Annotated in this window: 13 protein-coding genes; 7 read left to right on the top strand and 6 right to left on the bottom strand. The window is 48.7% G+C overall.

What is annotated here, in order from left to right; translation table 11 throughout:
- From F566_RS36775 to lepB, 3 genes are all read left to right on the top strand, one after another.
- On the top strand, positions 1 to 139 hold a 139-nt coding region (locus F566_RS36775; protein ID WP_020405375.1), incomplete at its 5' end, for a transposase.
- A 168-nt stretch (positions 140 to 307) separates the two neighbouring features.
- A complete protein-coding gene (locus F566_RS0104110; protein WP_020405707.1) occupies positions 308 to 688 on the top strand; it encodes a cupin domain-containing protein in 381 nt (126 codons plus the stop codon).
- 391 nt (positions 689 to 1079) lie between these two features.
- Positions 1080 to 1970 carry a signal peptidase I gene (gene lepB / locus F566_RS0104105; protein WP_020405706.1) on the top strand — a complete coding sequence of 297 codons (891 nt, stop codon included), beginning with the start codon at positions 1080 to 1082 and terminating at the stop codon, positions 1968 to 1970.
- A 51-nt stretch (positions 1971 to 2021) separates the two neighbouring features.
- Here lepB and F566_RS0104100 read toward each other — a convergent pair whose 3' ends face one another.
- The 4 genes from F566_RS0104100 to F566_RS0104085 form a co-directional block, all read right to left on the bottom strand.
- Complete coding sequence (locus F566_RS0104100) at positions 2022 to 2483, bottom strand: DUF7868 domain-containing protein (RefSeq protein ID WP_020405705.1); 462 nt, start codon at positions 2481 to 2483, stop codon at positions 2022 to 2024.
- Positions 2484 to 2497: 14 nt separating this feature from the next.
- Positions 2498 to 3223, bottom strand: a complete 726-nt coding sequence (locus tag F566_RS0104095) for a copper chaperone (RefSeq protein WP_020405704.1) — start codon at positions 3221 to 3223, stop codon at positions 2498 to 2500.
- Positions 3216 to 4625, bottom strand: coding sequence for a tyrosinase family protein (locus tag F566_RS0104090; protein WP_020405703.1), 1410 nt, complete (start codon positions 4623 to 4625; stop codon positions 3216 to 3218). The genes F566_RS0104095 and F566_RS0104090 overlap by 8 nt, the downstream gene beginning before the upstream one ends.
- A gap of 201 nt (positions 4626 to 4826) precedes the next feature.
- On the bottom strand, positions 4827 to 5603 hold the full coding sequence (locus F566_RS0104085; RefSeq protein WP_026179743.1) for a substrate-binding periplasmic protein: 777 nt from the start codon (positions 5601 to 5603) through the stop codon (positions 4827 to 4829).
- Positions 5604 to 5910: 307 nt separating this feature from the next.
- Between F566_RS0104085 and F566_RS0104080 the strand changes: the two genes are divergently transcribed.
- A complete protein-coding gene (locus F566_RS0104080; RefSeq protein WP_020405701.1) occupies positions 5911 to 6096 on the top strand; it encodes a hypothetical protein in 186 nt (61 codons plus the stop codon).
- 11 nt (positions 6097 to 6107) lie between these two features.
- Positions 6108 to 6833: a nucleoside/nucleotide kinase family protein gene (locus F566_RS0104075; RefSeq protein WP_157496640.1), complete on the top strand. Its 726-nt coding sequence runs from the start codon at positions 6108 to 6110 to the stop codon at positions 6831 to 6833.
- Between the two features lie 69 nt (positions 6834 to 6902).
- Here F566_RS0104075 and F566_RS0104070 read toward each other — a convergent pair whose 3' ends face one another.
- Positions 6903 to 7373 (bottom strand): winged helix-turn-helix transcriptional regulator, encoded by a 471-nt coding sequence (locus F566_RS0104070; RefSeq protein WP_020405699.1) that lies wholly within the window; start codon positions 7371 to 7373, stop codon positions 6903 to 6905.
- Positions 7374 to 7521: 148 nt separating this feature from the next.
- Between F566_RS0104070 and F566_RS0104065 the strand changes: the two genes are divergently transcribed.
- Complete coding sequence (locus F566_RS0104065) at positions 7522 to 8634, top strand: NADH:flavin oxidoreductase (RefSeq protein WP_020405698.1); 1113 nt, start codon at positions 7522 to 7524, stop codon at positions 8632 to 8634.
- A 72-nt stretch (positions 8635 to 8706) separates the two neighbouring features.
- Here the strand turns inward: F566_RS0104065 and F566_RS0104060 are convergent, their stop codons facing one another.
- Complete coding sequence (locus tag F566_RS0104060; RefSeq protein ID WP_020405697.1) at positions 8707 to 9603, bottom strand: MBL fold metallo-hydrolase; 897 nt, start codon at positions 9601 to 9603, stop codon at positions 8707 to 8709.
- A 121-nt stretch (positions 9604 to 9724) separates the two neighbouring features.
- Between F566_RS0104060 and F566_RS0104055 the strand changes: the two genes are divergently transcribed.
- Positions 9725 to 10615: a LysR family transcriptional regulator gene (locus tag F566_RS0104055; protein ID WP_020405696.1), complete on the top strand. Its 891-nt coding sequence runs from the start codon at positions 9725 to 9727 to the stop codon at positions 10613 to 10615.
- The last annotated feature ends 2 nt before the right edge of the window (positions 10616 to 10617 follow it).

Below are 10617 nucleotides of genomic sequence, written 5' to 3'. Positions count from 1 at the left end.
ACACCCGTTCAGATACATCAAGCAGGTGTTTGGTTACGACAAAGTCCGCTATCGAGGCTTGGCCAAGAACAAGAGCCGGCTCTATCTGTTGGCGGCCTTCAGCAATCTGCTGATGGCAAGGAAAGAGCTGCAGGTATAGGGGCAGTGAGCCCAGATGACGCCCCACAGGGGGGGAAGATCCAAAATGGCCGGAAAAACACTCTGAATATTCGGCCATATATCGTCGAGAGTTTGAATTACCTCAGAACCTTGGGGTTATTCAGACTCTCCTTAGGTGTTCAAGTAACAGTCTTAGGAGGAAACTAAAATGATGTATTTTAAAAACCTCGATCAGATAGTGGAGTCACTCGACACAGATGAATCGACAAAAAATGATCCCATCAAAAGAGTTTTCGTTTTTGACGGGAAGTATTTAACCGCAAATGTCGGCATCGTTCGTGACAGTGAAAATGCCCTTCATATTCAGATGGACCACGACGAGTTGCTGGTCATTATCGAGGGTAACGTGGACTTTAAGGTGGGCAATGAAGTTAAGAAAGTGAGCAAGGGGGATCTGGTATTTATTCCACAAAATACCCTCCATGGTCCAATCCTTGAAGAAGGGCAGAGGTTTGCAGCGCTGTCCGTTTTTGCACCTTATTTTGATAGATCCAAGAATAATATCCTTTGGGATAGGGATTCCGCTTAGATATACCGTTGGGTTCAAGTCTGACTCGTAATAAACATTCGTGGTTAATCATGAATGAAGGGCCCCGACGGTCATGACCTCGGGTAGAAATTTCAATACTCACAATCGAAGACTTAAAATCTCGATTAACACAGTGCGTGCCTGAGTGCTGTTATGGGGCAGGCTATTTTTATGGGCTGCGTATTGTGCAAATGTATATGGATGTCCTGTATTTGTTTTGCATTAAGGTTCGTGGACGACTCGTGCTAAGATTAAATTTATCATTCTGTTACTCGTGATAGTCTCTTTATTGCCTACAGCTGCCATCGTAGTGGTTATGCGATGCTGCAAGGTTTTAAGCCGTTATATCGAGTGTAAACCAAGCACATACAAAATTTACTTGCAGATCATCATGATCGAAGACAATCCGTACAGTGTAGGAAAAACAGCAGTTTTGGATGAGGGAGGGAGCATTCCCAATTGGAAGCCAAAGACCTGGATTGCTTTAGTACTTAGTTTGATGCAGCCACTTGGTATGCTTTATGTGGGCAGGTGGAAGTGGGCGTTATTCTATTTTTTGATCACCTTTGTTCTGGAGGTAGTCTGTCGGATTTACCACATCCAATTTCCTTATGGCCTGTCAGTTGGCGTGTTAGTTATACCCTTCTATGCGGCACATGTTGGATACTTTGTCCAAAATTATCATCCTGATAGTAAAAGGGCATGGTATAGCCATTGGTGGGGGTTGCTTTTAACTTTCGTAGCCCTGGGTTTATTGATTCTAGCCTTCCGTGCCCAGATGTATGAACCTTTGAAAATGCCGTCAGCTTCAATGGAGCCCTCTATCATCAGAGGACAACATGTGATCATCTATAAATGGCCCTATAAAAGCATTGAGGTATTAGGGATGAAGCTGAAATCAGCGTCAGCCAGACCGAAACGTGGAGAACTGTTCGTATTCAAGACCCCCGAAGATGAAAGCGTGCAGTATCTGAAAAGAATTATTGGCGTTCCGGGAGATACCGTTTCAGTCGAGGGAGAGCAAATAACTGTAAATGGCGAAGTTCTACAGAAAGAAGCTATCAGTAATATTAATGGCCTGAGTATCTACTCGGAAAGTGTGGACGATCTTACCTATAAAGTTCAGCACAATGGTAGAGGTTACAACGCCAATGGTGAATGGACAGTGCCGGCTGGAAACTATTTTGTTCTTGGCGACAATCGTGACAGGTCGAAAGACAGCCGGTTTATTGGTTTTATCCCAGAAGGCAATATGCAAGGTAAAGTAATCCACATCTGGTAGGGGCGTAGCAGTTTATTCAACGGACGCTTAAACAGGGACGGTGAAGATATACTAGAGGTTGCTCTGAACGCAGCACAAGAACACAAACTCCATATCAATAGACACATGGTCTTCAACATGATCCTGGGGGGTGAGGAGTAGGTTAATGCTTCCAGCATGCCTTGCCTCCTCCAGAAGCCATTCTTTGATCGGAGGCTCAATCTTCAATTTCAGGTTCAGCCCCTCTTCATTCTCCGACGACTTGGGTTTGACGGAATAGTACGATAGGGCGCCGATGTAGTGCAGTTTATTTGCTTTGGCGCGGGACACCAGAGATACATCGTAATTTGGGCTATTGGGGCTGCCGAATATGCGATGAAAATGGAGGAAAACCCGGGAGGAAGGCCGGATGTATTGGGAGACCTGGCGTTTATTCTCTTCGTACACTTGTAACTGAACCTCTACGCTACTCCCTGACAAAGCTATAGGTCCGGGGTGTTCTGCCAGGATGATTGTAGAGGTTGAGGTCATCATTACATGAACCAGGGTCAGGGTACCAAGTGGTATAGAGCCAGTATATAGCACATCCAGAACACTAAACGAGTTTCCCGAGGTAACATCACTCGTTCATAGATGAGCACAGCAGTAACTATCATCATCAACCCTAGGTTGTGCCCGCTGACCAACAGGGCCAGCATGACGGGCAGACAAGCTGCGCTACAGCTGATGCCTTTGATCATGCCAAAGTGGATGGTGTCTCTATAGGCATACCAACCATTAATGCGCATCGGCACGCCATTGCTGCAGGCAAATACAGCTTTTCTTCGGGACCGGGTCATTGTCCAGATGGCAGCGGACAGAAAACCAAAGGTGCCAATTGGGATCTGCGAGAGAGTCTGGTGTGAAAATATCGGATGAGATCGAAGAATATAGCCGAAGGTTTCTATCAGCCCACCAATGATCAGCCAGACACTGGCGTAACCCAGAACCAGCAGGGGCATTAATCTGAGATGCTGATATCTCGGCATCATCAGGATGATATGACGAACCGAGCCACTCAGCATGGGGAGCATCATGGCCGATACCATGATCATCCACGCAACTAAACCGCTGACGGGGGACGATGCATGATGGTGCAAATATACAGTGCTGATAAGGTTATCTGCCACTAAATAGACCCAGCTTATCGCACATAATGCCAAGAGCCACCAGTAAGGGTGAGCCGTCAGAAGTCGGCTCACCCTGTCACTGACACCTGCGTGCCATTCAATCATCAATTTCACTGTGTAAACTGACTCTGCCGACGTTTATTTCTACATCATTTTCATGCTGCGACTGAGGGATGAGCTGAAGGGCGATTTTCTCTTCATCCCAGTCATCCCGTTGCCTGAGCTTGTCTATTGTTTCGGAAACATCGATCGCGAAGTTCAGACCGCTGCCGTCGCTTTCGACACTGGGCGTGGAGGCATTCTGCAGGCCAAAAAGGCCGATGCATCCTACAAAGTTTTCGTCATTACCTTCTTCGCCGTCCCTATTGGTAATAAAGACATCAATGGGCGAGGCTGGTCCTTTCCCAGTGACGTTGCTGATCCGAAGCACCGTTCTTTTTTTCTGTCCCTGAGCCAGGCTCGCGGCTTTCAGGCGGGCATTGCGGGAGGGCTTGGGAACCATTTCCAGGTTTAGGGGAGACATATGGTCAGTGAGTGCAAAGCTGGCAGGACTGGCCCCGACAACATCCATGGCCGGCAAGGTTCTTCTGGGTGTTGCTGTTGTGGAGTGAGGGAAGTCCGGTGTGTAAACGTAGCCCAGCTGTTGGGTGGTTTCTGTTTCTTTGACCACCATGTCAACAGGATTACCTTCGGCGTTGTGGAACTTAAAGCGAAAATTTCGCCAGGCATTGATGGTTGGATTATGACGGTCCCCCTGGTCCAGCCAAACTTGCCACAATCGGTCGATATTGGCGTGATGCAGCCAGAAAATCGGATCCAGAGCGGCGGTGTCCGGGTTCCCCATGGCGCCATTGATATCGGTGTGCACAACGTTGTGTGGAAGACTCTCCAGTTGTCCGGTCTGACTGCCGGAGTGGGCGAAACCTGTAACACCGCCGCCAAAGCAGATTTCACCAGTACCGTTAGTAAACTCGGTTTCATTCATTGCCGGCCACGGATTAACGTTCCGTTTTTTCAGCACATAGTTGCGTCTGTCCTTAATCCATAGGGCTTGAAAGTCTGCGTTGGGGCCTTGGGAAGAGCCAAACTCCGGGGGAAGCTGAAGAGCTTGGTCTTGCTCGCTGGCAGAGGCGCTGGTGTTAAACGCTTCGCAGTAGTTCCAGTAAGGCAGTGTCCAGTCTGATGGTCCGCCCATATCACTGATGGCTTTGGCCACTATCTGCTCAAAGTAAAAGAGGTACATTCGGTGCCAGGGAAGAAAATACCAGGTTCCGTGCTGACATCGGTTCCAGAAGCCGCTGTCGACTGTCTGAGGAGAGGGGGGGTAGCCCGTAGCATCTTGCCAGAAAGTTAAGGCTTGAGGGTAGGTGGCATAGCCGTGAATTGCGCCTTGGTACCACCAACTCGTGGGATCGTTGATGTCGCGGGTTTTCATTTCCTCAACCGCGCGTGAATACCAGGCCAGGGTGTCGTCTTGCAGGTGATAGACATTCTTGCGAGTTTTCATAGTCCCTCCGTGGGTCAGCTTGTTACGCTCAAAGGTAACTGTCTTACAAATCCAGCCTTTGTTGGTTAAATAATAGACGGGTTTTATGAGAGGGAGTAATTATTGGGAGAAATATAGTCAGACGATATTTTCTGGCAGGTAAGGCGTGCCATGGAAGGGAGGAAAAGACTCAGACTGAAGGGGCTGAAAGGTGTTGGCTAGTCATTTATCAAGATATTTATCCCTGATTTTTTGATAAGTGCCATCCTCCATCATGGCATCCAGTGCAGCCTGCCATTCGCGAATAATGGCATCACTCACTCCCAGGCTGAATGCCAGGTAATAAGAGGTTCCTGTGTCAATGGGAAAGAGGGATTCCACATCGTTCATTGTCTTATTGAACTTCTTGAGTTCCATGGCCATTGCCATGGGGACTTTATTGATCAGTTCCACTCGTCCGTAGAGAAATTTGGCGAAGCTGAGGTTCTCGCTATGGATCAACTCCAGGTTTTCCCCTTCCTCGAATCCCAGAGATATGAGTTTGGAGGCAGTGGCAGAGTCCCTGACTGCGGTGGTCATATATCTTTTCGCGTCTTCTACGGAGTGAACGATGATATGTGTGTTTTTCTTGAGCTTATATAGATAGACCTCCCGTTTGGCAATCGGCCCCACCCACTTGAACTCATATTCACGTTGTGATGTGCGTGCGGTGGTGAAAAGCATGACATTATCCTGGCTTTGCAGGTATTTGTAGGCACGCGCCCATGGAAGTACTGTGATTTCTTTATCGGGTTTGCCAAGTCTTATAAGTCTTTCACGGACAATTTCCGTGGAAAATCCGGTTAGTTGGCCATTCTCTTCATAGTTATATGGGGGGTAGTGTTCGGTGTATATCGAAAGTTGGTCGGAATAATCTGCCTTGCATGTGTAACTAAAGCAGATAGCCAACGCCATCAAAACCCAATTGATAAGCGTCAGTCGGCGGCCAATAGATTTCATCGGTCGGATTGGGAGGCTATTTAGTTGTATGGTTTGCAAAAAATTTCATTACCCACTACGACAAAAATCTGGATAACGTCACATTCCCTGACGAGCTGACTGGTAAAGGATAAAGAGATAGTAAGTTATGAAATGTATAGGTGATTTCCGCCTCCTGTCAAACGATGTCGACAACTTTGTTGGCCTGGGAGGTAAATCTTTGCAAAACATGGTCTGTGTGGATGACATTAGGTACTCTGGGCTATCTCCATAGTGGTCGCTCTATAGTGGTAAGGAGGGCGATGAATAACTTCGGGTGAATTGACTTATGAAAGTTTTGGGACTTATTGGTTTGCTACTTGCATTGTTGTATGTCGCCATACTGTCTCTGGAACAGACAGAGGAGGGAGTGAAGCAAAAAGAAGCCGCAGAGCGTCAGATTGAGCAAACTCAGAAACAAGTTGAAGAAGCGTTGCAAAAAAATATGGAGCGGTTAAAGGAGAATGATCAATAGTGGATAAATTCATGCAGAGTTCTAAAGGTGCTCAGGAGATGGCATCGGCAGCCTCTGGGTTTGACGCTTCTGTTGTTTGTCGGCAAGCCTTATCCAGAATTTCCGCTTTGCAGTTTAGGGGCGGGCGGCGTGTTATTGGACTTGCAGGTCTTCCTGGTTCAGGTAAGTCGACTTTTTGCCGGCTATTGGGGGATATTGCGGCGAGCGAGTTTCCAGGGAAAATCCAGGTTGTGGGGATGGACGGGTCCCATTGCAGTCTATCTGAGCTTGCTGATTTCCCTGAGCCCCGGAAGGCGCTGGAACGACGGGGTGCGCCCTGGACATTCAACAGTAAATCAGTTGCCGAGAAAATCAGCCGTTTTCGCACGTCATCGGACGTCGATCTTTACTGGCCAGACTTTGATCATGCCCGGGGAGATCCCGAGGAGGATGCAATCAGTATATGCGCTGGTATAGATCTCTTGCTTGTAGAGGGGTTATATATGTTGTATCCAGGCCATGGTTTTCAGGATGTGGTGACCTTACTGGATGAAAAGTGGTTTCTCGATGTGCCCTATGAGGAATCGATGCGACGGCTTGTTTTGCGTCACCAGCAAGCCTGGGGAATCAGCGAAGACGAGGCTAAAAAACGGGTTGCAGCCAATGATGCGCATAATGCCCAAATTGTGTTGGGAACAAAAGCCCTGGCAGATTGGGTTATTGATTGGAATGAGCCTGTAAACGAATTGGCATGTTAAGGACTCTTTGAAGCTACTGGTCTAGCAAGGAGGTAGTGTTTCTGGACTAAATAGTGGTGCCTGAGGTGATTAATCCTCAGCATCGCAGACGGCATCTGTATCGTCCTGATTGACCAATACATCACGAATGCTTAACGCCTGGCCATCCTGATCGCACACTTTGACGGGCGCAACCGGCCGTCCCGTACGTTTGTCTCTCATATCCATCGGTTCTTGTCCCGGGTAAGGGGTCCAGCGGTCTCCCCATTGGCGTAACGCCACCAGCACAGTAAACAGATCCCGCCCTTTTTCAGTCAGCCGGTATTCAAAGCGACAGCCGTGTTCGCCAACGTTTTCCTTGCGCATGACTTCGTTCTCCACCAGTCGGTTGAGACGATCACAAAGAATGTTGCGGGCAATGCCCAATTGTTGCTGAAAGTCGACGTAGCGGCGAGTCCCGTACATGGCCAGTAGCACGATACGAAGTGACCACCAGTCTCCGACTTCATCCAGAGCGCGGGCAACAGAGCATGTTGAGTCTTCAAAGCGTTTTTTCACCATAGTGCGTAGTCTATCGAAAAGAGTTGCATTTTGAAACTCAATTAAATATGGTTTCGTTTTGAAACCAAATTGCCTGTTTTACCGAATGGGCGATTTTTGAGTCTATTTTCTTATCTTACTTTTCCTAATTTTGTGTGGAGGAGACCTTATGAGCCTGAATCTGGGGCCGCTGTTTGAACCTTTTTCATTAAAATCTCTGAATTTGCGTAATCGTGTCGCGATGGCGCCCATGACCCGTAACTTTTCGCCGGGGAATGTTCCGGGTGAAGAAGTTGCTGCGTACTACCGTCGACGCGCGGAAGGTGGTGTGGGACTGCTGATAACCGAAGGGACAACCATTGATCATCCTGGTGCTAACGGCTATGAGAATGTTCCGGCATTTCATGGTGAAGCGGCACTGGCTGGATGGAAGCGTGTTGTTGATGAGGTCCATGCTGCAGGTGGGCAGATTATTCCTCAGCTCTGGCATGTAGGAGCTGTACGTAAAGAAGGAATGGAGCCGGATCCCACTGTACCGGGTTTTAGCCCCTCAGGGTTGTATGCGCCGGACAAAGCAAATGGCAAGGCGATGACCCAGCAGGATATTGACGATGTCATACAGGCCTTCGCCCAGGCGGCCCGAGATGCGAAAACCGTTGGTTTTGATGGCATTGAATTACATGGCGCACATGGCTACCTGATCGATCAGTTTTTCTGGCAAGGGACGAATCGCCGCGAAGATAAATACGGTGGCTCGATGGCCAATCGTCAGCGTTTTGCACTGGAGATCATCCAGGCGGTAAGAGATGCAGTAGGACCGGATTTCGCATTGGTTCTGAGATTTTCCCAATGGAAGATGCAGGATTATGACGCCAAGCTGGCCGAGACACCTGAAGCGCTTGAGCAATTCCTGATGCCGTTGTCTGAAGCTGGTGTCGATATCTTTCATGCTTCCCAGCGTCGTTTCTGGGAGTCGGAATTTGCGGGGTCAGACCTCAATTTGGCAGGCTGGACTAAAAAGCTGACCGGCAAGCCGGCGATTTCAGTGGGAAGTGTTGGCCTTGCAGAGGATTTCGTCAGTGGCACCTTCATGAGTCAACAGGCTGCGGTTGCTCAGTCTGGTATCGATGAACTGGTGACCCGCATGCAGGCTGACGAGTTTGATATGATCGCCGTAGGGCGCGCGCTGTTGCAGGATCCTGAATGGCTGGTAAAAGTACGTGATGGTCGCGATTCCGACATTGAACCTTTCGCTAAAAAGTCTCTGACCACGTTGGCTTGATCGTTCTTTGATGTTGTATTCAATGACAAGCGAGTTTTGAAGCTCGCTTGTCTAAAGATGGCTGGCGTTACCTTATGGCCATTGCATCTCGCCCTTGATGACTTTTGCACCGAGTTCAAGGTCTCCTGAGTTTGTGAACTCCGGAAAGTGTCCTGTCATCTTTTCTGTCAACTCTGCTGCGTTGGGTGCCTTGATCGCTTCGTCCTCAAATATCCGGATATAGGATTGGGTAAAGCTGACTGCGGAACGATTCATCTCACTTTCACCAAGGTAGTGCCCGGGAACGATCGTTTCAGGGTTAAGGGCCAACAGATTTTCCAGAGTGTTCAGCCATAGCTCTCTGGATTTTGCGGTTTGATTGTCTGCCATCCAGACATGGACATTCTCGTAGACAACCACACCGCCTGCGACGGTTCTCAGAGAAGGAATCCAGACAAAAGTATGCTTCGGGTCCTTACCTTGTAGACCAATGATTTCAAGCTTTTTGCCATCAACGGTGAGTGTTTTCTCCGTGACCTCTTTTGGGATCTGAGTACGCAGTGGAGCATTCTCACCCAGGATCGGCCCCCAGTAAGACAGTTTTCGTTCCACGGTGTCTTCAATGTGAGCTACTGTTTTTGGGGAGGCAAGCACTTCCACTTGAGGATAGGCGTCAGTAATCACATCCAGGCCAAAGTAGAAGTCGGGGTCCCCATGGCTGATGTAGATGGTCTTCAGTTCCTTGCCGCTGTCCTTGATCATTTTCAGAACCGCCTGAGCATCGTTCCGTTGAAATTGGGCATCAATTAATACGGCCTCTGTAGGACCTGTAACCAGGGTTGAACTGACCGGAAACAGACTGGCTTTGCCTGGATTATAAACGTCTATTTTTAAGTCAGCTGCGCTGGCGCTGGTCATGCTGAAAGATGCAATGGCCGTCGATAAAGCCAGTGCCGTTACGGCGGCAAACCGTTTTAGGGATGGTGTCATTGTGGTGCTCCTCTATGTGATCAAAATCGTTTGATTAAAAACTGATGTGAATTTTATGTTGCGAAATTCGGTCAATAAACCGGATACTACTCAATAGACTGTTGCATAAATCGGACGAATAATGGATAGGATCAGAGCGGCTCGTGTGTTTGTTGCCATTGTTGATTTGGGGAGCCTGTCGGCTGCGGCAAGAGGCCTGGATATGTCCCGTTCCATGGTGACCCGTTATCTTGAGGAAATGGAAGGGTGGGCTGAGGCCCGGCTGCTACATCGTTCCACCCGGCGTATTGGACTGACTTCGACAGGGGAAAGAGTGCTTGAACACTGTCGGCAATTGCTGGCGCTGGCAGATCAGGTCGAAACCGCCTCTCTGGCAGAGGAAGGGGAGATCAAGGGCAGTTTGAGAATCAGTTGCCCCCAGAGCTTGGGTCAGGATGTTCTCGTTTCCTTTTTTAGGGATTTTCTGGAACGCTATCCTGCGGTGAAAGTGGATCTTCATGTCAGCGATGAACCGGTTAATCTGGTGGAAGAACGTATCGATCTTGCGATCCGGATTACCAACCATCTCGATCCGAATCTGATTGCCAGAAAATTAGGGGAATGTCCTTCAATCGTCTGTGCTGCCCCTGCTTACCTGAAACGTTGTGGTCGTCCGCTGAGCATTGAGGATCTTGGTCGTCATAATTGTCTGACCTATGCCAGGTTCGGTAAGAGTTTGTGGAACTTTTACCTTGCGGATGAACCCGTGTCAGTCGCGGTTGCCGGTTCTCTGTCGGCAGATGATTCGTCAATACTGATGAGGGCTGCCAGGGAAGGTTTGGGGATTACAATGCAACCCGATTATGCTGTAAAACCACTGATTGATCGTGGGGAGCTGGTGCAACTGTTACCGGATTACGTTCCACAAGGCATGGGAATCTATGGCTTGTACTCCTCCCGTAAATATATGGCAAGGCCGTTGCGGGTTCTTATTGATTCGCTGGTGGAAAGGCTTTCCAGTCAAGCACCCTGAGC

The sequence above is a fragment of the Hahella ganghwensis DSM 17046 genome (genome assembly GCF_000376785.1).
GTDB classification, from domain to species: domain Bacteria; phylum Pseudomonadota; class Gammaproteobacteria; order Pseudomonadales; family Oleiphilaceae; genus Hahella; species Hahella ganghwensis.
Note: the sequence above shows the minus strand (reverse complement) of the source record. Positions and strands in the feature narration are given on the sequence as shown.